Raw genomic sequence first — 18,716 nt, forward strand, 5'->3', positions numbered from 1 at the left:
TTGGATTTTCTTGCCTCCTCTGGCCTGTGCGCCGGGCATCTTGTAACGTGCTCCGACCAGTTGCAAGGGGATGGGCATGCTTGGATACGTGACGGGCCTCGGCCGCGGCGAGGTCGACAGCGTGATGCGCGAGGTGGCGCAACGCCTGCGCGCCGAGGGGCTGCCGCTTGCGGGGGCTGTGCAGCACAATATCGAGACCGGGCCGAGCACCAAGTGTCACATGGATCTCGAGGTGCTGAGCGGCACCGACGTGGTGCGCATCAGCCAGGATCTGGGGGCGCTGTCACGCGGCTGCCGACTCGATCCGCAAGGGCTCGAGCGGGTGGTGGGACTGGTGAGCGCCGGGCTCGACAAGGGCGCGGCGCTGCTGCTGGTGAACAAGTTCGGCAAGCAGGAGCTCGACGGGCGCGGCTTCCGCCCGGTGATCGCCGAGGCGCTCGGCGCCGGGGTGCCGGTGCTCGTGGCGGTGAACCAGAGCAATCTCGAGGGCTTTCTCGCCTTCGCCGAGGAGCTGGCCGAGCCGCTGCCGACCGATGTCGAGGCGGTCACCGACTGGTGCCGCGCCCGCATCGGCGAAGCGGCCGCCGCCTGAGCGCGCCAGGCCTCACACCGGGGGCCACATGCGGCTGAACACCCCGTCGCGCTTGATCAGCCCGTGCATTGCCGCGGCGCCCACATGGGCGAAGATCAGCGCGATGATCACGTAGCGGGCGTAGTGGTGAACCGCTTTTGCGGTGTCCGCGAGCGACTCGCTCTTTGCCACCATGCCGCCGATGAACGGGTCCCAGAATTCCATCGGAAAACCACCGGCCTGGACCCGGATGATGCCGGACAATGCCATCACGATGAGGGTCAGGTAGAGCAGCCCGTGCACCGCCTCGGCGGCGACCACCTGCGGGCGCGAGAGGCTCGCGGGTAACGGCGGGGCCGGTTTGAGGAGGCGCACCACGATCCGCAGCACCACCAGAATCAGGATCACCGGGCCGATATTCTTGTGATAGAGAAACAGGCTGTTCTGCAGCGGGCGCGAGAGCCCCTCCTGCACCATGATCAGCCCGGCGGGGATTGTGCTGAGCACCAGGATCACCGTCAGCCAATGCAGCAGCCGGGACAGGCGCGGATACCGCGCGGGCGCGGCCTCGGACAGGGATGCCAATGCTCTCTCCTCCGTGAGCGGTTTTTCTCACGATAATATGAACCCTGACGCTCGGTAAACAGCACTCAGCTTGACAGAGAAGCCGGCTGGGACACTTCATTGAAGATGCACATAACCCACGCACATTCCCGTCCACGCGACGCCGGCCCCGGCGGACCGGGGCCATTTGCGGCGCTTCTCATGCTGGCGGGCGGGTTCGCCGCCGCGCTGCTCTTCGGCGCCGAGCTTCTTGCGGGCGTGCGGATGCTGACGCCGGTGCTGGGCTTCGGGCTTGGCGCGGGCGTTGTCGCGCTGTGCCTGCAGCGCCACTGGCGTGCGCCGCGTCTCGGTTATGCCAATGCGCTTACCCTTGGCCGGCTGGCGCTCGCGGCGCTGATGCTGGTGCCGCTGCTGCGCCCCGAGCTCACCGAGGGCAGGACCGGCTGGGCGATCTTTGCCCTGGCGCTCGGGACGCTGGCGCTCGACGGGCTTGACGGGCCGCTGGCGCGCCGTGCCGGGCTTGCGGGGCCGTGGGGCGCGCGGTTCGACATGGAGGTCGACGCGGTTTTCGCGCTGCTGCTCTCCGCCGTGGTCTGGCAGAGCGGCGCGGCGGGGCCGTGGGTTCTGCTGCTTGGCGGGATGCGCTATCTCTTCGTGCTCGCCTCGTACCCGCTGCCTTGGCTCGCGGCGCCCTTGCCGCAGCGCTTCCGGCGCAAACTGGTCTGCGTGATCCAGATCGGCGCTCTGGTGGTGCTGCTCGCGCCGGTGGTGATGCCGCCGGTGAGCGTGGTCCTCGCACTCATCGCGCTGGCGCTGCTGACATGGTCCTTTGCGGCCGACGTGCTCTGGCTGGCGAGGCGCCGGTGAAAGGCGGGGTGCGGCTGGCCCTTGCGCTTATCGCCTCGGCCTTGCTGATCGATCTCGTGCTGATCCAGCCAAACCATCCGAACGCGCTCAGCTGGCGCGCCCTGCGGCTTGTGCCGCTCGAGTTGCCGGTGCTTCTGCTGGGGCTTCTCGCGCTGGGGCGGCGGGCGACTTGGCTGGCGCGGCTCGCGGCGCTGGCGCTGTTGCTCATGGTGTTGGTGAAGCTTGCCGATTTCGGCGTCTACACCGCCTTCGCGCGAGGCTTCGATCCACTGGCAGACATGCACCTGCTGCCTGCCGGGCTGAATCTGCTGTCCGGGAGCATCGGTCTTGTCGGCACGGTGGTTCTGGGGCTGCTGCTGATGCTCGCGCTTGCCGCCATGGCGTGGCTGCTCTACCGCGCGCTGCGGCTCTGGGCTCGGACCGGCAGCCGCCTTCCGGCCTCGGCGCGTCTCTTGGCGGGGGCCATAGCGCTGGTCTTTGCCGGGCTTTCGGCGTCGGAGATCCGCACCGCGCTGAACGGCTGGCAGGGCTGGAACCCGCCGGGCGCCGCCTTCACCTCGCGCCTCGCCGCCGAGCACCTGCGCGATTTCAGCCGCTCGCGCGCCGCGCTGGCCGAGTTCCGTGTCGCCGCCGAGACCGATCCTTGGGCCGGGCGGGGCGGGCTGCTGGCGCAGCTTGGCGGGCGCGACGTGGTGATCGCCTTCATCGAAAGCTACGGCCGCGCCGCCTATGAGAACCCGCTTTATGCCCCCCGCCATGCAAAAACGCTTGCGGAGGGTGAGGCGGCGCTGAGACAGGCGGGGCTCGAGGCGCGTTCGGGCTGGCTGACCTCGCCGGTGATGGGCGGACAGAGCTGGCTGGCGCACGGGGCACTGGCCTCCGGCCTCGACGTGAGCGATCAGACCCGCTATCGCGCGCTGCTGACAAGCCCGCGCAAGACGCTGTTCACCCTGGCAAAAGACGCGGGATACCAAAGCGTTGCCGTCGCGCCGGCGATCGTGATGCCCTGGCCCGAGGGGCCGCAGCTTGGGTTCGAGACGGTCTTGGCGGCCGCGGATCTCGGCTACGAAGGGCTGCCCTTCAACTGGGTGACCATGCCCGACCAGTACACGCTTGCGGCCTATGAGCGACTGGCGCCACAGGGTGCGCCGCGGATGACCGAGATCGCGCTGATCTCGAGCCACGCGCCGTGGACGCCGGTGGCAGAGATGGTGCCGTGGGAGGCGATTGGCGACGGCAGCGTCTTCGACGCGCAGGCGGTCGCGGGCCCGACGCCGGGCGAGGTCTGGGCCAATCGCGACACCATCCGCGATCATTACGGGCGGGCGCTCGACTACTCTGTAGAGACGGTGCTGAGCTGGGCGGCGCTCCCGCGCGAGAGGCCGCCGCTGCTGATCGTGCTGGGCGACCATCAGGCGGCGGGCTTCGTGTCGCAGAAGGGCGGCATGGATGTGCCGGTGCACCTGATCGGGCCCCCCGAAGCAGTCTCGCTGTTCGAGGGCTGGGGCTGGAGCGCCGGCCTGACGCCCGATCCGGCGCTGGCAAGCTGGCCGATGAGTGCCTTTCGTGACCGCTTTCTCGAGGCCACGAGCCGAGAGACGGAGGAGGGATCTTGAGGCTTCTGCGCGTCTTCGTGCCGCTGGCGCTGATCGCGCTCTGCCTGTGGCTTGCCGACGGGCGCGCGGTGCTGGCCCGGCTCTCGGGGCTGTCGGCCGGGTGGTTCATCGGCGCGATCGCGCTGCTGAACGCGGTGACGCTACTCTCGGCGCTGCGCTGGAAGCTCACGGCGACGGCCCTCAACCTGCCCCTGAGCGCGGGAGAGGCGGTGCGGGAATATTACCTTGCGCAATTCGTCAACCAGACCCTGCCCGGCGGCGTGCTGGGAGATGCCGCGCGGGCCATGCGCAGCCGCAAGGGCGGGCCGATGCGCCGCGCCGCGCAGGCGGTGGTGCTCGAGCGCGCCTCGGGGCAGGCGGGCATGGCGCTGGTGGCGGTGCTGGGCCTGATGCTGCTCGTCGTGGCGCCGCAGAATGTTCTGCCGGCCGCGAGCGCACTGCCGGCCATCGCGTGGCTGCCCCTCGCTTTCCTCGTGGCGCTGCTGATCGGCGCGGTGCCGCTGGCGGTAGGCCGCGCCGGGGGGCGCGAGGGTGGCTGGCGCCGGGCCGTGCGCGAGGCGCTGCTGCGGCGCTGGCCGGTGCAGACCGCCCTGTCGGTGCTGGTCGCGCTGCTCACCGTGGCGGCCTTCGCCCTTGCCGCCCGTGCCACCGGCAGCGCGCTCGCACCCACCACGGCGCTGCTGATCGTGCCGCTGATCCTCACCGCCATGCTGCTGCCCGCCTCGGTGGCCGGCTGGGGCTGGCGCGAGGGGGCGGCGGCGAGCCTTTTCACCATGGCGGGGCTCGGGGCCGAGGCGGGGATCGCCGCCAGCATCGCCTTCGGGATCGCCATGCTGCTCTCTGCCCTGCCCGGGGCATTCTTCCTGCGGCGAACCGCCCAGCAGGCCCCGCAGGAGACCGCAGAGATTGCTTCACCGACCGAATAACCTAATCTTCTGAAAAACCGGGAGGACTTTTGCCATGACGTTCCGAACCCCCAGCCGCCGCCTGTTTCTGGGTGGCGCCCTGACCACCGCCACCGCCGGCCTGATCCTGCCGCATCGCGCCCGCGCGCAGGACGCGGTCAACTTCCAGCTCTCGTGGCTGCACTCGGTGCAGTTCGGGGGCAGCTACATCGCGCAGGACAAGGGCTACTGGAGCGACGCCGGGCTTGAGGTCGCGCTTCAGCCGGGCGGGCCGAACGCGCCGGTCGAGCCGCCGGTGGTCGCGGGCACCGCGCTCGTCGGCATCTCGGCGGCCGACTACACCGCGGCCGCGGTCAATCAGGGCGCGCCGTTCAAGATCATCGGCGTGGCGATGCAGAAGAACCCCTTCGCCATCGCCTCGCTGGCTGAAAACCCGGTGAACAGCCCCGCGGATCTGGTCGGCAAGAAGATCGGCATGGCGCTTGCCAACATGCCGGTGCTCGAGGCGCTGTGCTCGATCAACGACGTCGACATCTCGGAGATCGAGGTGGTCCCGACGCAATACGACCCGGCTCCGCTGGTGCAGGGGCAGGTCGACTGCCTGCTCTGCTGGGCCACCGATCTGCCGGTCGCGATGGAGATCCAGGGCGTCGAGAATGTCACCATGCTGCTCGCCGATCACGGCTACGCGGTGCATTCGCAGACCTATATTGCCACCGAGGACAGCCTCGCCAACCGTCGCGACCAGCTGGTGGCGCTGATGAAGGGCGAGGTCATGGGCTGGCAGGACTACCAGGCCGACCCCGCCGCCGCCGCTGCGCTGACCGTCGAGATGTTCCCCGATGCGGGGCTCGATCTCGCGACGCAGGAGCTGCAGGCCGAGCGCCAGGTGCCGCTGATGTTCTCGGATCTGACCGAGGCCGAGGGCTTCGGCTGGTTCACCGACGAGACCGTGGCCGCCAATGTCGAGACGCTGGCGCTGCTCGACAAGCCGGTGAGCGCGGATCTCTGGGACCGCTCGATCCTGGAAGAGGTGCATGGCTGAGAGGCGCATGGATGCCTGACGCGCAACGGCCCGACATCCGCCTGACCGGTGTCTCGAAGAGCTTCGGTGGACCGGCGGGCGAGATCCCGGCGGTGGCGCCGCTCGACCTTCGGCTCGCGGGCGGCAGCATGACGGCGCTCGTCGGGCCGTCGGGCTGTGGCAAGTCCACGCTCCTGCGCCTGATCGCCGGGCTCGAACGCCCGTCCACGGGCGAGATCCGCATCGGCGAGGAAACCCCCGACGATCTGCGAAAGCGTGCCGCGCTGTCGGTCGCGTTTCAGGACGCGGCGCTTTTGCCGTGGCGGACGGTGGCCGGCAACGTGGCGCTTGGCCGCTCTCTGGCGCGCCGCCCGCGCGATGCCGGCGCGGTGTCCGAACTGATCGAGCTGGTGGGGCTTTCGGGCTTCGAGGGGCGGCGTCCGGCGGAGCTCTCGGGCGGCATGCGTCAGCGTGCGGCGATTGCCCGGGCGATGGCCAGCGCGCCGGAGCTCTTGCTGCTCGACGAGCCCTTCGGCGCGCTCGACGAGCTGACGCGCGACCGGCTCAACGCCGAGCTGCCGGCGCTCTGGGAAGCGCACGGCGCGACCTCGGTGCTGGTGACGCATTCGGTCGCCGAGGCGGTGCGGCTGGCCGACCGCATCCTCGTGCTGAGCCCACGCCCGGCGCGCATCGCCGCCGACATCGCCGTCGACCTGCCGCGCCCGCGCGATGGTGTGGTGCTGGCCTCGGAAGCCTTCCGCGAGACCTGCGGGCAAGTCTCGGCGGCGCTGCGCGACGGGCAGCCACCGGGCCGGCTCGCGGCGCAATGAGCGGAGCGGTGGCACAGCGGGGCGGGCGTGTTGCCCGCGTGCCGGGCAGTGGGCTGATCGTGGCGCTGCTGGCCGTCGTCGCGTGGGAGGTGGTGGCGCGGCTCACCGCCCAGAGCTTCTTCATTGCGGCCCCAAGCGCCATCCTGGCCCACATGGTCGACCATGCCGGGCTGCTTTGGCGCGCCTTCGCGGTGACGCTCTGGGCGGCGGTCCGGGGCTTTGTCTGGGGCAACCTCGCAGGGGTGCTCATGGCGCTGCTGGTGGTGCTGGTGCCACGGGCCGAGCGGCTGGTCTCGACGCTGGCGCTGCTGGTGTTCTGCCTGCCGCTGGTGGCGACCGGGCCGATCCTGCGGGTGCTTTATGGCCCCGGCGAAGGGCCGCAGGTGACGCTGGCGGCGCTGGCCGTCTATTACACCACCTTTCTTCCGGTGCTGGTGGGGCTTCGCGCCGCGCCGCAGGGCTGGTTCGACCTCGTGCGCAGCTACGGGCGCGGGCGCCTGGTGGCGCTGCGCGAGGTGCGGCTGCCGGCGGCGCTGCCCTATCTCGTGGCGGGCCTCCAGATCGCCGCGCCGGCAGCTTTCCTCGGCGCCATGGTGGGCGAGTTCACCGGGGCAGAGCGCGGTTTGGGCGTGCTGACCGTGCGGGCGCTGCGGGCGCTCGACCTGCCGGCGACATGGAGCATCGCGGTGATCGCCTCCGCCGTCTCGGTGCTGGCCTTCGCGGCGGTGGGCTGGGCCGGGCGCAGGCTCGATCTCGCACCGCCGCAGGTGCTCTTGGCCGCGCCATTGGAGACGCGGCAGAGCCGCTGGCGCGGCCCGGGCGAGGCGCTGCTGGCGCTGGTGGTGACGCTGGTGCTCTGGAAGGGCGCGATGGAGCTTTTCGCGTTGCCGCGCTTTTTCGCCAAGCGGCCGGAGGATGTCTGGGCCTACATGGTGAGCGGTCCGGGGGCGGAGGCGCATCGGGCAAAGTTGCTGGGCGCGATGGCCGAGACTCTGGCCTTCACGGCACCGGGTTACCTCGCCGGGCTGGCGCTCGGGGCGGGGCTGGCGGTCGCACTGACGCTGGCGCCGCGCGCCGCCGCGCTCACCATGCCGGTGGCGATTGCGCTGCGCTCCATTCCCATCGTCGCCACCGCGCCGCTGATCGTCTGGGCGCTGGGGCGGGAAGCTGCCGGAACCATTGCAGTGGTGGCGGTGATGATCTTCTTCCCGACGCTGGTGGCCTGCCTGCACGGTCTGGCGCGCACGCCGCGCGCGGTGCTCGACCTCTTCGAGGTCTACGCGGCGGGGCGCTGGCGGCGGATGCTCGGGGCGCAGCTTCCCGCCATGCTGCCGGCGTTCTTTGCCTCGGCGCGCATGGCGATCCCGGCGGCGATCCTCGCGGTGACGACCGCCGAGTGGCTGGCCACCGGGCGCGGCGTTGGCGCGTTGATGGCGACGGTGGCCTCGACCTCGGATTACGGCATGCTGTGGAGCGCCATTGCGCTGATCGGGCTGGTGGCAGTCTGTGTTCACGGGCTGGTGGCGGCACTCGAGCGCTGGGTGCTGGCGCGCACCAATGCCGAGCAGCTGGCGCGATGAGACCCTGCGCCTTCGCGATCCCCGGCGATCATCGCCAGAAGACCGGCGGGTTCATCTACCAGCGGCGGCTGCTGGAGGAGCTGCAGGCCTCGGGGCGCCCGGTGACGCATGTGCGCGTTCCGGCCGAGGCTGCGGCGGCAGAGCAAGACGCGGCGCTGCGGGCCGAGGTGGCTGAGGTGCTGGAGGCCTTGCCTCCGGATCAGCCGTTGATCCTCGACGGCCTCCTCTTCGCGGCGATGGAGACCGCGCAGCTCGCCCGGCTGCGCTGTCCGGTGGTGGCGATGCTGCACCACCCGATGGGGATGGAGCAGGGGCTCGCGCCCGACCTGTCGCGCCAGCTGCTGGCGCAGGAGATCGCCAACATCCGCCATGCCGAGGCGGTCGTGGTGACCAGCCCGCACACCCGACAGACCTATATCGGGCTCGGCGCCGATCCGGACAGGATCACCGTGGCGCTGCCGGGCTATGACGGGCCGCGCGATCTGACAGGCGTCGAGGCCGGGCCGCGGATCCTCTCGGTCGGGCTTCTGGCGCGGCGCAAGGGGCATGACGTGCTGATCCGGGCGCTGGCGCGGATCGCCGATCTCGATTGGAGCGCGCAGATCGTCGGCAAGAGTTTTGATGCTGTGGTCGAGGCGGAACTGCGCGCGCTGATCGCCGGGACCGGGCTTGCGGATCGCGTCTCGCTGGCGGGGGAGTTGCCGGACGCGGCACTCGCACAGGCCTATCGCGAGGCGCGCCTCTTCGCGCTGGCGACCCGCTACGAGGGCTATGGCATGGCGCTGGCCGAGGCGCTCTGCCACGGGCTGCCCATCGTCACCTGCGCGGGCGGTGCGGTGCCCGACACCGTGGGGCAGGGGGCGCTGCTTGCCCCGCCGGATGACCCCGAGACCTTCGCGGAACACCTGCGGCACCTGCTGAGCGATGACGCGGCGCGTGCGGAGCTGGCGCGCAGGGCTCGTGCGGAGGGCCGCGCCCTGCCGCGCTGGTCCGACACGGCGGCGATTATGGGGCGCGTGCTCGACGGGATTTAGCTTAGCGGTCGCGCACCGGCAGCGGCCGTGTCAGTACGTAGGTGGCGGCGCCGCCCATGGCGAGGCCTTGGAACAGCAGCGCTTGCCAAGGCAGGCGCATCCACAGGCTCACGGCGAAGACCAGTAGCATCATGCTGGCGGCGGTGATCTTGGCGCGGCGCGAGATCGCGCCCTCGGCCTGCCAGTCGGCGATCATCGGGCCGAACATCCGGCTTTCCACCAGCATCCGGTGCATCCGGTCCGAGCCGCGCGCATAGGAAAACGCCGCCAGCAGCACGAAGGGGGTGGTCGGCAGCACGGGCAGCACCACGCCCAGCAGCCCGAGCCCCAGCGCCAGCGTTCCAAGCGTGATCCAGACAAAGCGCATGCGGTCTCCGGCCCTTGCGATACGCACAATCTAGGTCGGGCGGCGCGGGAAAGCCATGCGACCGGTGCGCAGTCGGGCAAAACCCGCCGCCGGTTGATCGGTTCCCGCCGCCCGGCGCGAGAAGGGGGGGCGGAAAAAGCGGCCCAAGGCCCCCTGCAAGCTTGCGACGTGGGGTCAGTCGGACTATGTGGCCCCACACAGCCCCGCCCGATGCATCACGCCTCCCTCGTAACCAAGGTCCTGACGCGCATGCAGACGCCTTACTATCTCATCGACAAATCCCGCCTCCTGCCGAACATGGAGAAGATCGCCCATCTGCGCGAGCAGTCTGGCGCCAAGGCGCTTCTGGCGCTGAAATGCTTCGCCACGTGGTCGGTCTTCGACATGATGTCGGAGTACATGGACGGCACCACCTCGTCCTCGCTCTTCGAGGTCAAGCTCGGGCGCGAGAAGTTCTCCGGCGAGACCCACGCCTATTCCGTGGCATGGGCGCCGGACGAGATCGACGAGGTTCTGGCCTCCTCGGACAAGGTGATCTTCAACACCGCGCAGCAGCTGCAACGCTTCGAGGAGAAGAGCCGCGATCATACGCGTGGCCTGCGGGTGAACCCCGGCGTTTCGACCTCGGGCTTCGATCTCGCCGATCCGGCGCGGCCCTTCTCGCGGCTGGGCGAACACGCGCCCGAGGATATCGAGCCGGTGGCCGAGCTGATCTCGGGCTTCATGTTCCACAACAACTGCGAAAACGCGAGCTTCGAGCGCTTCGACGAGATGCTGGGCCAGATCGAGGCCCGCTTCGGCCCGCTGATCAAGCGGATGAAGTGGATCTCGCTCGGTGGCGGCATCCACTTCACCGGCGAGGATTACCCGCTCGACAAGCTGGCCGAGCGGCTCAAGCGCTTTGCCGGCGAGAACGAGGTGCAGGTCTATCTCGAACCGGGCGAGGCGGCGATCACCAAGTCGACCACGCTTGAGGTGACGGTGCTCGACACGCTCTTCAACGGCAAGAACCTCGCCATCGTCGACAGCTCGATCGAGGCGCATATGCTCGACCTGCTGATCTACCGCGAGAGCGCCAAGATGCAGGAAAGCGGCGATCAGGAGTGGATGATCTGCGGCAAGTCCTGCCTCGCCGGCGATATCTTCGGCGAGTTCCGCTTTCCCAAGGCGCTGCAGGCCGGCGACCGGCTGAGCCTTCAGGACGCCGCCGGTTACACAATGGTCAAGAAGAACTGGTTCAACGGCGTGCAGATGCCGTCGATCGCCATCCGTGAGCTTGACGGCACCGAGCGGCTCGTGCGCAGCTTCGGATACGAGGATTTCGCGGCGGCCCTGTCGTGACATGACCGCGCCTCGCGGCGCACCCACTTAACGTGCAAGGAGGGTAAAGTCTTGAAGAAGACCGTTCTCATCATCGGCGCCGGCGGCGTCGCCCAGGTGGTGGCGCATAAATGCGCCCAGAACAACGACGTGCTGGGTGACCTGCATATCGCCAGCCGGACCAAGGCCAAATGCGACGCGATCATCGAGAGCGTGCAGGCCAAGGGCGCGATGAAGGTCGACGGTGCCTTCGAGGCGCACGCGGTCGACGCGACCCAATCCGCCGAGGTGGCGGAGCTGATCCGCAAGACCGGGGCCGAGATCGTGATCAACGTGGGCACCGCCTTCGTCAACATGCACGTGCTCGACGCCTGCATCGAGACCGGCGTGGCCTATATCGACACCGCGATCCACGAAGAGCCCGACAAGATCTGCGAGACCCCGCCGTGGTACGCCAACTACGAGTGGAAGCGCCGCGATGCATGCGCCGAGAAGGGCGTCACCGCGATCCTCGGCGCGGGCTTCGATCCCGGCGTGGTCAACGCCTACGCCCGCTTCGCCATCGACCAGATGGACGAGGTGAAGAGCATCGACATCGTCGACATCAACGCGGGCTCGCACGGCAAGTACTTTGCCACCAACTTCGACCCGGAGATCAACTTTCGCGAATTCACCGGCGTGGTCTATTACTGGGAAGACAAGCAGTGGAAAGAGACCACCATGTTCGCCTCCGGGCGCGAGTGGGATCTGCCGGTCGTAGGGCCCTCCAAGGCCTACCAATCGGGCCATGACGAGGTGCACAGCCTTGCGACCAACTACCCGGATGCCGACGTGCGCTTCTGGATGGGCTTCGGCGATCACTATATAAACGTCTTCACCGTGCTGAAGAATATCGGCCTGCTCTCCGAGCAGCCGGTGACGCTGGCCGATGGTGGCGAAGTGGTGCCGCTGAAGGTGGTCAAGGCCTGCCTGCCCGATCCCGCATCGCTGGCGCCGGACTATACCGGAAAGACCTGCATCGGCGATCTGGTGACCGGCGTGAAGGATGGCGAAGCGGTCGAGTACTTCGTCTACAACGTCGCCGAGCACAAGGAAGCCTACGAGGAAGTGGGCTCGCAGGGCATTTCCTACACCGCCGGCGTGCCGCCGGTCGCCGCCGCGATGCTGATCGCCACCGGTGAGTGGGACGCCAAGACCATGAAGAACGTGGAGGAGATGGATCCGAAGCCGTTCTTCACCATCCTCGACCGCATCGGCCTGCCGACCCGCGTTCAGAAGGGCGGCCTTGGCGGCGAAGACATGGCCTGGACCGAGCTCAACGGCTGAGTGCGTCTTGGCTTGTGAGACTGAAAAGGCCGTCCCGAGGGGCGGTCTTTTTTGCGTGGCGCGCGGCCGCGTCTTACTCCGCCGCCTGCCGCAGGCTGGCGATCAGGTGGTGGAACTTCTCGCCCTGCACCGCGACATGGCTCTTGAGGGCCGCCGCCGCGCCCTTGGCGTCACCCGCCTCGAGCGCATCGACGATGGCCTCGTGCTCGGCCATCGACTGCGCCAGCCGCCCGCGCACCCTTAGCTGCAGCCGGCGGAACGGCTGAAGGCGGCGATGCAGGCGGCGGCTTTCCTGTTCGAGGAAGCCGTTGCCGGACTGGCGGTAGAGGATGCCGTGAAAACACTCGTTCTCGCGGTAGTACGCATCGGTGTCACGCGCTTCGACCGCCTGCTGACAGCGCAGGTTGGCGGCGCGCAGCTCCTCCAAAGCTTCATCCGTGATGCGCGCGGCCGCAAGCTCGCCACAGAGCGCCTCGAGCGCCGCCATCACCTCGAACATCTCGATCAGTTCCACCGGTCCGGGCTGGCGCACGAAGACGCCCCGGCGCGGGATCTGCTCGGCCAGCCCCGACAGCGCCAGCCGCTGGAAGGCTTCGCGCAGGGGCGTGCGCGAGACGTTGAAGCGATCGGCCAGCTGGGATTCGTCGAGCCGCTCGCCATCGGAGAAGGAGCCGTCGAGGATCAGGCTCTCCAACTCGTCAGCGATGATGTCCGAACGCTTTCTTTCCATGGAAATATCCTAGTGAACCCAGCCCTGAGCGACAAGAACGTAATTCTTGTATACGAAAACCTTGACTAGAAAAACAATCATTGCAAGGTTGGGCGTCGACCGGAGGCACAATCCGGTCAACTCTGGGAGGAGAAACCATGAAGTTTACCAAGACCCTCGCGGCCACCGCCGCGACCGTTCTGCTTGGCACGTCCGCCATGCACGCCGCCGAGCTGCGCCTGTCGCACCAGTTTTCCGAGAGCGACCTGCGCCACAAGGTGGCACAGATGGTGGCCGACGAGGTCGCCGCCGCCGATGTCGATCTCGACATCAAGATTTTCCCGACGCAGTCGCTGTTCAAGGCGCGCGAGCAGTACAAGCCGCTGGCGCGCGGGCAGGTCGACATGATCGTCTTCCCGCTGGCCTACGCGGGCGGCCTGCGCAATCCCTACAACCTCACCCTGATGCCGGGCCTCGTGAAGAACCACGACCACGCCGCGCGGCTCAACGACTCCGAGTTCATGGACGAGATCGAGTCGATCCTGAACGAGGATGACGTGATGACGCTGGTGCATGGCTACCTCGCCGGCGGCTTTGCCGGGACCGAGGAATGCATCACCGCGCCCGATGACGTGCAGGGCAAGCAGACCCGCGCCGCGGGCAAGGCCTTTGAGCAGATGCTGGCCGGTGCCGGTGCCTCGATCGCGTCGATGTCCTCGGCCGAGATCTACAACGCCATGCAGACCGGCGTTCTGGACGCGGCCAACACCTCGTCCTCGTCCTTCGTGTCGTACCGGATCTACGAGCAGGTGGCCTGCTTCACCCCGGCGGGTGAGTATGCGCTGTGGTTCATGTATCAGCCGATGCTGATGAACAAGTCGACCTTCGAGGGGCTCACCGAGGAACAGCAGCAGGCGCTGCTCGATGCCTCGGCCAAGGCCGAAGCCTATTACCTCGAGGAAGCCAAGGCGCAGGACACCAACGCCCGCGAGGTCTTTGCCGAGAACGGTGTCGAGATCGCCGAGATGACCGAGGAGGAGTTCAACGCCTGGCAAACCATCGCCAAGGAGACCGCCTACAAGGCCTTCCTCGAAGGCTCGCCGGACGGCCAGCGGCTTCTTGATCTCGCGCTCAGCGTCGAGTGAGCTGACCCCGGGCGGGCCATGGCGGCCCGCCCATACCCTGACCAAGAGAGACAGCGCCGCGCGCCCTTGCCCCGGGCAGCGCCCTGATCGCTCTTTCCCTGACGCCTGACAAGAAAGCCTCGACATGTCCGGTTCCCTACACGCCATTCCCTCGGCCCGGCACGGCGGCAATCCCTTGCTGCGGCTGATCGGGCTGCTCAGCCGCATCTGCGGCATCGTGGCCGCCCTGATGATCGTCGCGGCGGTGGTGATCACCTGCCAGATGATCTTCGTCCGCTTCGTGCTCAACGGCTCCACCATCTGGCAGACCGAGGGCGTGACCTACATCGTCATCGCCGCCACCATGCTGGGCCTGCCTTACGTGCAATACCTGCGTGGGCACGTGAACGTCGACCTGCTGCCCTTGATGCTGCCGCCCGGCCTGCGTCGCGTGCTCGCCGTCGTGGTGATGCTCGCCACCCTCGCCGTCTCGGGCGGGATGCTCTGGTACGGCTACGAGTTCTGGCACGAGGCCTGGGACTGGGGCGAGACCTCGAACTCGCCGTGGAACCCCAAGCTCTGGGTGCCCTACCTTGCGCTGCCGGTGGGCTTCGGGCTCTACACACTGCAGGTGGCCGCCGATTTCTTCGCCATGATGACCGGCATCGAGAAGCCCTTTGGGCTGAGCGAAGACGCCACCCTCACCGAAACACACGCCGCCGACGCGGCCAGCGAAAGGGCCGATTGATGGATCCGCTCACCCTTGGCGCGCTCGTCGCCGTCCTGACCATCGCCGTGCTGTTCTCGGGGATCTCGGTTGCCGCCGGTCTTCTGGTGGTCTCGGCCGGCTTCCTTATCGTCTTCGACGGCATGTCCTCGCTGTCGCTGATACCGGAGATATTCTTCGGCAAGCTCGACAATTTCGCGCTGCTCTCGATCCCGATGTTCATCATCATGGGCGCGGCCATCGCCTCGACCCGCGCCGGCGCCGATCTCTACGAGGCGCTCGAGCGCTGGCTCACCCGCATCCCCGGCGGGCTGGTGGTGTCGAACCTCGGCGCCTGCGCGCTCTTTGCCGCGATGTCGGGCTCGAGCCCCGCGACCTGCGCCGCCATCGGCAAGATGGGCATCCCCGAGATGCGCAAGCGCGGCTATCCCGATGGTGTTGCCGCGGGCTCGATCGCCGCGGGCGGCACGCTCGGCATCCTCATTCCCCCCTCGGTCACGATGATCGTCTATGGTATCGCCACCGAGACCTCGATCGGCCGCCTGTTCCTTGCCGGCGTGGTGCCGGGGCTGATGCTGGTCGGGCTGTTCATGGTCTGGTCGCTGTGGTCAACCTGGCGCTCGGGGCAGGCCTCGGTGCTGTCGGCGGGCAGCTACAGCTGGCGCGAGCGGATGGAGATCCTGCCCCGCGTGCTGCCTTTCGTGGCGATCATCATCGGCGTGCTCTACGCCATGTATGGCGGCATCGCGACGCCGTCCGAGACGGCCGCCGTCGGCGCGCTGCTCTGCCTGCTGATTGCGGTGGTGATTTACAAGCTCTGGGATCCGCGCGCGATCTGGGTGATCCTGCGCGACAGCACCAAGGAGTCGGTGATGATCCTCTTCATCATCGCCGCCGCTGGCGTATTCTCCTACATGCTGTCCTCGCTCTTCATCACGCAGGCCATCGCCGAGTGGATCGGCACGCTCGACGTGAACCGCTGGGTGCTGATGGGCACGATCAACGTCTTCCTGATCATCGCCGGCTTCTTCCTGCCGCCCGTGGCGGTGATCCTGATGGCGGCGCCGATCCTGCTGCCGATCATCACCACCGCCGGGTTCGATCCGATCTGGTTCGCTGTGGTGCTGACCATCAACATGGAGATCGGCCTGATCTCTCCGCCGGTGGGTCTGAACCTCTACGTCATCAACGGCATCGCGCCCGACATCTCGCTGCGCACCATCCTCGTGGGCTCGCTGCCCTTCGTGGCCTGCATGGTGGTGGCGATCGTGCTGCTGTGTCTGTTCCCGGGCCTGGCCACCTGGCTGCCCGATCTCGTGATGGGGGTTGCCATATGACCATTCTCGCGGATCTTCTCTCCACCGTGTTCGAGCGCCGCTACCGTATCGGCGGCAGCTCGAAGCCCGACAATCGTCCGCTCGAGGCGCTGACCGCCGACCTGATCGGCGCCTCGGGCGAGATCTCGGGACAGACCGTGGCGCGCAGCATCCTTGAACGCTACGAGGGCATGGAGGACGACGCGAAGCTCGCCTTCTTCCACCATTTGGCGCAGGACATGACCATCGACGCCGAGGCGGTGCGCAGCGCGCTTGACGCCTACGAGCAGGGCCAGAGCAAATCGAGCTACCGCGCCTTCATGGAGGCGTCCGAGCCGCCGCGGCAGGAGTTGATCCGCCGCCTCAACCAGGTGCCGGGCGCGACGCAGGCGCTGGTGCATATGCGTGCCGACCTGCTGCGTCTGAGCAAGGGGGACGACACGCTGCAGGCGCTCGATCTCGACTTCCGGCACCTGTTCGCCAGCTGGTTCAACCGGGGCTTCCTCGTGCTGCGCCCGATGAACTGGGACAGCCCGGCGCAGATCCTCGAGAAGATCATCGCCTACGAGGCGGTGCACGCCATCGACAGCTGGGACGACCTGCGCCGCAGGCTCGAGCCCGAGGACCGGCGCTGCTTTGCCTTCTTCCACCCGGCAATGCCCGACGAGCCGCTGATCTTCGTCGAGGTGGCGCTGACCAAGGGCGTGCCCGGTTCGATCCAGACGCTGCTGGCCGAAGAGCGCGACAAGATCGCCCCGCAGGAGGCCGACACCGCCGTATTCTACTCGATCTCGAACTGCCAGTCGGGACTTGCCAGCATCTCGTTCGGCAATTCGCTGATCAAGCAGGTGGCGGCCGATCTCGCGCTTGAGCTGCCGCAGCTGAGCACCTTCGTCACCCTCTCGCCGATCCCGGGCTTCGCCCGCTGGCTCAAGGCGGAAGGCCACGCCCATGACGTGACGGACGACGCGCGGATGACGCAGCTGGCCGCCTATTACCTGACCAACGCGCGGCGTCCCAACGGTGCGCCGCAGGACCCGGTGGCCCGCTTCCATCTCGGCAACGGCGCGCTGGTCCACAAGGTCCACGCGAGGGCCGATACCTCCGACAAGGGCATGGCCCAGTCGGGCGGCGTGATGGTGAACTACCTTTACGATCTCGCCCGCGTGTCGCAGAACCACGAACACTTTGCAGCCTCCTACCAGATCGCGGCCTCGCCCGAGATCCGGTCGCAGGCGGCAAGCGCAGAAAAATCCTTCGGATAGGAGCCAGATCCATGCCGAACCCGCTGTATGACCGCCTCTTCGGGGCCCATGCCGGACAAGACACCCCCTTCCTGATGCTCGCCGATGGCCGCGTGCTGAGCCATGCGGACTTCCTTGCCATGGCGGCGCGCTTCGCGCATGTCATCGCCGATCTTGGCGTCGCGCCGGGCGACCGGCTGGCGGCGCAGGTCGACAAGTCGCCCGAGGCGCTGGCGCTCTATGCCGCCTGCGTGCAGGCCGGGGTGGTCTTTTTGCCGCTCAACACCGGCTACACCGTCGACGAGCTGACCTATTTCATCGAGAACAGCGGCGCGGCGCTGATGGTCTGCGGACCCAAGCGCGAGGCCGGGCTGCGCCCGGTCGCCGAGGGACTCGGCGCGCAGCTTCTGACGCTCAACGCGGATGGCTCGGGCAGCCTCAGCGACGCCGCCGCCGGCAAGTCCGACAGCTTCGAGACTGTCGACCGCGACGGCGAGGATCTTGCGGCCTTCCTCTACACCTCGGGCACCACGGGGCGCTCCAAAGGCGCCATGCTGACGCAGAACAACCTGCTGTCGAACGCCGAGACGCTGGCCGAACATTGGCGCTTCACCAAGGATGACGTGCTGCTGCACGCGCTGCCGATCTTCCACACGCACGGTCTTTTCGTGGCCTCGAACATCATGCTGCTGGCAGGGGGCGCGATGGTCTTCCTGCCGAAGCTCGACATCGACCAGCTGATCGAGTGGATGCCGAAGGCCACCTCGATGATGGGCGTGCCGACCTTCTACACCCGCCTGCTCGACGATCCGCGCTTCACCCGCGATCTGGCGCAGCACATGCGGCTCTTCGTGTCGGGCTCGGCGCCGCTGTTGTCGGACACGCACGAGAAGTTCGAGGCCCGCACCGGGCACCGCATCCTCGAGCGCTACGGCATGACCGAAACCAACATGAACACTTCGAACCCCTATGACGGCGAGCGCCGCGCCGGCACCGTGGGCTTCCCGTTGCCCGGGGTCGAGCTCAAGATCACCGATCCCGAGACCGGCAAGGAGGTGCCTCAGGGCGAGGTCGGCCAGATCGAGGTGCGCGGCCCGAACGTCTTCAAGGGGTACTGGAAGATGCCCGAGAAGACCGCCGAGGAGCTGCGCGCGGACGGGTTCTTCATCACCGGCGATCTTGGCACGCTGGATGCCGATGGCTACGTGCAGATCGTCGGGCGCAACAAGGACCTGATCATCTCGGGCGGCTACAACATCTACCCCAAGGAAATCGAGATGGTCATCGACGACCAGCCCGGGGTGCTCGAGTCGGCCGTGATTGGCATCCCGCACGCGGATTTCGGAGAGACTCCGCTGGCGCTGGTGGTGGCCGAGCCCGGCGCGACGCCCGATCTCGACGCCATCGCCGCGACGGTGAACGGCGCGCTGGCGCGCTTCAAGCACCCGCAGCGTTACGAGATGATCGATGCGCTGCCGCGCAACACCATGGGCAAGGTGCAGAAGAACCAGCTGCGCGAGAGCTACAGCTGACGAGACGTCGCGTCTTCCGCTTTTTCCGTGTGGGGACAGGGGAGGAGGGGGAGGCGCGGC

The 18,716-nt window shown here is 68.0% G+C and carries 18 protein-coding genes; 15 read left to right on the plus strand and 3 right to left on the minus strand.

Features of this window, described 5'->3' with window-relative positions; genetic code table 11:
* Positions 1-76 precede the first annotated feature (76 nt).
* On the plus strand, positions 77-592 hold the full coding sequence (locus R2601_RS21615) for a DUF2478 domain-containing protein (RefSeq protein ID WP_007802746.1): 516 nt from the start codon (positions 77-79) through the stop codon (positions 590-592).
* Between the two features lie 12 nt (positions 593-604).
* On the opposite strand, the gene R2601_RS21620 is transcribed toward R2601_RS21615, so the two are convergent.
* Complete coding sequence (locus R2601_RS21620) at positions 605-1,156, minus strand: cytochrome b (RefSeq protein ID WP_007802748.1); 552 nt, start codon at positions 1,154-1,156, stop codon at positions 605-607.
* A gap of 105 nt (positions 1,157-1,261) precedes the next feature.
* On the opposite strand from R2601_RS21620, the gene R2601_RS21625 reads away from it, so the two are divergent.
* Genes R2601_RS21625 through R2601_RS21655 form a run of 7 tightly spaced genes read left to right on the plus strand, consistent with a single transcriptional unit; the run spans position 1,262 to position 8,991 of the window.
* Positions 1,262-2,002, plus strand: coding sequence for a CDP-alcohol phosphatidyltransferase family protein (locus R2601_RS21625; protein WP_110740113.1), 741 nt, complete (start codon positions 1,262-1,264; stop codon positions 2,000-2,002).
* Positions 1,999-3,618 carry a sulfatase-like hydrolase/transferase gene (locus R2601_RS21630; protein WP_254656096.1) on the plus strand — a complete coding sequence of 540 codons (1,620 nt, stop codon included), beginning with the start codon at positions 1,999-2,001 and terminating at the stop codon, positions 3,616-3,618. Before R2601_RS21625 ends, R2601_RS21630 begins: the two co-directional genes overlap by 4 nt.
* Positions 3,615-4,544, plus strand: coding sequence for a lysylphosphatidylglycerol synthase transmembrane domain-containing protein (locus tag R2601_RS21635; RefSeq protein ID WP_007802753.1), 930 nt, complete (start codon positions 3,615-3,617; stop codon positions 4,542-4,544). Before R2601_RS21630 ends, R2601_RS21635 begins: the two co-directional genes overlap by 4 nt.
* Positions 4,545-4,578: 34 nt before the next feature.
* Positions 4,579-5,568, plus strand: a complete 990-nt coding sequence (locus tag R2601_RS21640) for an ABC transporter substrate-binding protein (protein WP_007802755.1) — start codon at positions 4,579-4,581, stop codon at positions 5,566-5,568.
* A gap of 11 nt (positions 5,569-5,579) precedes the next feature.
* Complete coding sequence (locus R2601_RS21645; RefSeq protein ID WP_007802756.1) at positions 5,580-6,377, plus strand: ABC transporter ATP-binding protein; 798 nt, start codon at positions 5,580-5,582, stop codon at positions 6,375-6,377.
* The gene (locus R2601_RS21650) at positions 6,374-7,957 is read left to right on the plus strand and encodes an ABC transporter permease (protein ID WP_050768481.1); all 1,584 of its coding nucleotides are present in this window, start codon (positions 6,374-6,376) and stop codon (positions 7,955-7,957) included. Before R2601_RS21645 ends, R2601_RS21650 begins: the two co-directional genes overlap by 4 nt.
* Entirely contained in the window at positions 7,954-8,991 is a 1,038-nt protein-coding gene (locus tag R2601_RS21655; RefSeq protein ID WP_007802759.1) for a glycosyltransferase family 4 protein, read from the plus strand. The genes R2601_RS21650 and R2601_RS21655 overlap by 4 nt, the downstream gene beginning before the upstream one ends.
* A 1-nt stretch (position 8,992) precedes the next feature.
* Here the strand turns inward: R2601_RS21655 and R2601_RS21660 are convergent, their stop codons facing one another.
* Positions 8,993-9,358 (minus strand): YbaN family protein, encoded by a 366-nt coding sequence (locus R2601_RS21660; RefSeq protein WP_007802761.1) that lies wholly within the window; start codon positions 9,356-9,358, stop codon positions 8,993-8,995.
* 249 nt (positions 9,359-9,607) lie between these two features.
* On the opposite strand from R2601_RS21660, the gene R2601_RS21665 reads away from it, so the two are divergent.
* Entirely contained in the window at positions 9,608-10,699 is a 1,092-nt protein-coding gene (locus tag R2601_RS21665) for a carboxynorspermidine decarboxylase (protein WP_040545850.1), read from the plus strand.
* Between the two features lie 51 nt (positions 10,700-10,750).
* Positions 10,751-12,004, plus strand: a complete 1,254-nt coding sequence (locus tag R2601_RS21670) for a saccharopine dehydrogenase family protein (RefSeq protein ID WP_007802765.1) — start codon at positions 10,751-10,753, stop codon at positions 12,002-12,004.
* 73 nt (positions 12,005-12,077) lie between these two features.
* On the opposite strand, the gene R2601_RS21675 is transcribed toward R2601_RS21670, so the two are convergent.
* The gene (locus R2601_RS21675) at positions 12,078-12,734 is read right to left on the minus strand and encodes a GntR family transcriptional regulator (RefSeq protein WP_007802767.1); all 657 of its coding nucleotides are present in this window, start codon (positions 12,732-12,734) and stop codon (positions 12,078-12,080) included.
* Positions 12,735-12,871: 137 nt separating this feature from the next.
* On the opposite strand from R2601_RS21675, the gene dctP reads away from it, so the two are divergent.
* The 5 genes from dctP (at position 12,872) to R2601_RS21700 (ending at position 18,656) form a co-directional block, all read left to right on the plus strand.
* Positions 12,872-13,858 carry a TRAP transporter substrate-binding protein DctP gene (gene dctP / locus R2601_RS21680; protein WP_007802768.1) on the plus strand — a complete coding sequence of 329 codons (987 nt, stop codon included), beginning with the start codon at positions 12,872-12,874 and terminating at the stop codon, positions 13,856-13,858.
* 124 nt (positions 13,859-13,982) lie between these two features.
* The gene (locus R2601_RS21685) at positions 13,983-14,585 is read left to right on the plus strand and encodes a TRAP transporter small permease (RefSeq protein WP_007802770.1); all 603 of its coding nucleotides are present in this window, start codon (positions 13,983-13,985) and stop codon (positions 14,583-14,585) included.
* A complete protein-coding gene (locus R2601_RS21690; RefSeq protein WP_007802771.1) occupies positions 14,585-15,901 on the plus strand; it encodes a TRAP transporter large permease in 1,317 nt (438 codons plus the stop codon). Before R2601_RS21685 ends, R2601_RS21690 begins: the two co-directional genes overlap by 1 nt.
* The gene (locus R2601_RS21695) at positions 15,898-17,145 is read left to right on the plus strand and encodes a malonyl-CoA decarboxylase (protein WP_007802773.1); all 1,248 of its coding nucleotides are present in this window, start codon (positions 15,898-15,900) and stop codon (positions 17,143-17,145) included. Before R2601_RS21690 ends, R2601_RS21695 begins: the two co-directional genes overlap by 4 nt.
* Before the next feature lie 11 nt (positions 17,146-17,156).
* Positions 17,157-18,656 carry a malonate--CoA ligase gene (locus R2601_RS21700; protein ID WP_007802775.1) on the plus strand — a complete coding sequence of 500 codons (1,500 nt, stop codon included), beginning with the start codon at positions 17,157-17,159 and terminating at the stop codon, positions 18,654-18,656.
* The last annotated feature ends 60 nt before the right edge of the window (positions 18,657-18,716 follow it).

The sequence above is a fragment of the Salipiger bermudensis HTCC2601 genome (assembly GCF_000153725.1).
Classification (GTDB): Bacteria; Pseudomonadota; Alphaproteobacteria; order Rhodobacterales; family Rhodobacteraceae; genus Salipiger; species Salipiger bermudensis.

Excerpts from the sequence above, each read along its gene's own strand:
- R2601_RS21695 (WP_007802773.1), top strand. The coding sequence starts at position 15,898 with ATGACCATTCTCGCGGATCTTCTCTCCACCGTGTTCGAGCGCCGCTAC.
- R2601_RS21645 (WP_007802756.1), top strand. The coding sequence starts at position 5,580 with ATGCCTGACGCGCAACGGCCCGACATCCGCCTGACCGGTGTCTCGAAG.
- R2601_RS21675 (WP_007802767.1), bottom strand. The coding sequence starts at position 12,734 with ATGGAAAGAAAGCGTTCGGACATCATCGCTGACGAGTTGGAGAGCCTG.
- dctP (WP_007802768.1), top strand. The coding sequence starts at position 12,872 with ATGAAGTTTACCAAGACCCTCGCGGCCACCGCCGCGACCGTTCTGCTT.
- R2601_RS21625 (WP_110740113.1), top strand. The coding sequence starts at position 1,262 with ATGCACATAACCCACGCACATTCCCGTCCACGCGACGCCGGCCCCGGC.
- R2601_RS21685 (WP_007802770.1), top strand. The coding sequence starts at position 13,983 with ATGTCCGGTTCCCTACACGCCATTCCCTCGGCCCGGCACGGCGGCAAT.
- R2601_RS21700 (WP_007802775.1), top strand. The coding sequence starts at position 17,157 with ATGCCGAACCCGCTGTATGACCGCCTCTTCGGGGCCCATGCCGGACAA.
- R2601_RS21615 (WP_007802746.1), top strand. The coding sequence starts at position 77 with ATGCTTGGATACGTGACGGGCCTCGGCCGCGGCGAGGTCGACAGCGTG.
- R2601_RS21690 (WP_007802771.1), top strand. The coding sequence starts at position 14,585 with ATGGATCCGCTCACCCTTGGCGCGCTCGTCGCCGTCCTGACCATCGCC.
- R2601_RS21655 (WP_007802759.1), top strand. The coding sequence starts at position 7,954 with ATGAGACCCTGCGCCTTCGCGATCCCCGGCGATCATCGCCAGAAGACC.
- R2601_RS21640 (WP_007802755.1), top strand. The coding sequence starts at position 4,579 with ATGACGTTCCGAACCCCCAGCCGCCGCCTGTTTCTGGGTGGCGCCCTG.
- R2601_RS21665 (WP_040545850.1), top strand. The coding sequence starts at position 9,608 with ATGCAGACGCCTTACTATCTCATCGACAAATCCCGCCTCCTGCCGAAC.
- R2601_RS21650 (WP_050768481.1), top strand. The coding sequence starts at position 6,374 with ATGAGCGGAGCGGTGGCACAGCGGGGCGGGCGTGTTGCCCGCGTGCCG.
- R2601_RS21660 (WP_007802761.1), bottom strand. The coding sequence starts at position 9,358 with ATGCGCTTTGTCTGGATCACGCTTGGAACGCTGGCGCTGGGGCTCGGG.